Source organism: Mesorhizobium sp. M7A.F.Ca.CA.001.10.2.1 (assembly GCF_003998575.1).
GTDB lineage: Bacteria > Pseudomonadota > Alphaproteobacteria > Rhizobiales > Rhizobiaceae > Mesorhizobium.
On sequence record NZ_RZQY01000980.1, the window covers coordinates 1 to 1,551 of the forward strand.

2 protein-coding genes are annotated in these 1,551 nt (G+C 65.6%); both read left to right on the forward strand.

Annotated elements, in window-relative coordinates; genetic code table 11:
- Positions 1-348: FGGY-family carbohydrate kinase (locus EN964_RS34160; protein WP_245490729.1), on the forward strand; the 348-nt coding region annotated here is incomplete at its 5' end.
- Positions 345-1,551: GMC family oxidoreductase (locus EN964_RS34165; protein WP_164776356.1), on the forward strand; the 1,207-nt coding region annotated here is incomplete at its 3' end. The genes EN964_RS34160 and EN964_RS34165, both read left to right, overlap by 4 nt.

Below are 1,551 nucleotides of genomic sequence, written 5' to 3' on the forward strand. Positions count from 1 at the left end.
ACCTTGCACAGAGCGGGCGCTGATTTCGACCAGGTGGTGCTGTCGGGCGGGGGCTCGCGCAGCAGCGTCTGGCCGCAGATATTCGCCGATGTGCTCGGCGTGCCCGTCACCGTGGCGCGCAGCCGCGAAACCGGCGCGCTGGGAGCGGCGATCGCGGCGGGCACCGGCGTCGGCATTTTCGCGGACTACAGCGCAGGTGCCGCCGCCATGACGGCGGCCGCCCGACATTTTGTACCCAACGAGGCGGTTGCCGATGCATATGCGGGACGGTATCGACTGTACGGCGAGATCAACCAGGCGATGACCCCGATGTGGGAGCGCATCGCCGGACAGCAGGCGCGCACGTGACCGAAGATCCACCGTCCCCGTTCGGCAATTACGATTACGTCATCGTCGGCGCCGGTTCCGCCGGCTGCGTGCTCGCCAACCGGCTCTCCGCCGATCCGCGCAACAATGTGCTGCTGCTCGAGGCCGGGGGCAGCGACCGCTATCACTGGGTCGATATCCCGATCGGCTATCTCTTCTGCATGGGCAACCCGCGCACCGACTGGATGATGAAGACCGAGCCGGAAGCCGGTCTCAATGGACGCAGCCTCAACTATCCGCGCGGCAAGGTGCTTGGCGGCTGTTCATCGATTAACGGCATGATCTACATGCGCGGCCAGGCAGCCGACTACGATGGCTGGCGTCAGGCCGGCAATGCCGACTGGGGCTGGGATGACGTGTTGCCCTATTTCCTCAAATCGGAAGACTATCACGGCGGCAAAGGCGCCATGCACGGGAGCGGCGGCGAGTGGCGGGTCGAACGGCAGCGGCTTTCATGGCCGATCCTTGACGCCTTCCGGGACGCGGCCGAGGAACTCGGCATTCCGCGCACCGAAGACTTCAACACCGGCACCAATGAAGGCTCGGGCTATTTCGAGGTCAACCAAAGGAAGGGCGTGCGCTGGAACACGTCGAAGGCGTTCCTGCGTGGTATAGCGGGGCGCAAGAACCTGCGCGTGGTGCTCGGCGCGGAGACCGAACGGCTCGAATTCGACGGCCGGCGCGTCACCGGATTGGTTTTCCGCCAAGGCGGCCGCCTGCACCAGGTCCGCGCTGGACAGACGATCCTTGCGGCCGGCGCCATCAACTCGCCGAAGCTGCTCGAGCTGTCGGGGGTGGGCCGCCCCGACCTGCTTTCGAGCATCGGCGTGGATGTTCGTCACGCCTTGCCGGGCGTTGGAGAAAATCTGCAGGACCATTTGCAGATCCGCACCGTCTTCAAGGTCGCCAACACCGCCACGCTCAACCAGCGCTACCACAATCTGGTCAGCCGTGCGTCGATGGGGCTGGAATACGCGCTCAAGCGCAGCGGGCCGCTGTCGATGGCGCCGAGCCAGCTCGGCATCTTCGCCAGGAGCGATCCGCGTCTCGCAACCCCCGATCTCGAATACCATGTGCAGCCGCTGAGCACCGACCGTCTGGGCGAGCCGCTGCATCGCTTTCCCGCGGTCACCGTCTCGGTCTGCAATCTGCGCCCCGAAAGCCGGGGCACCGTACATATGGGTT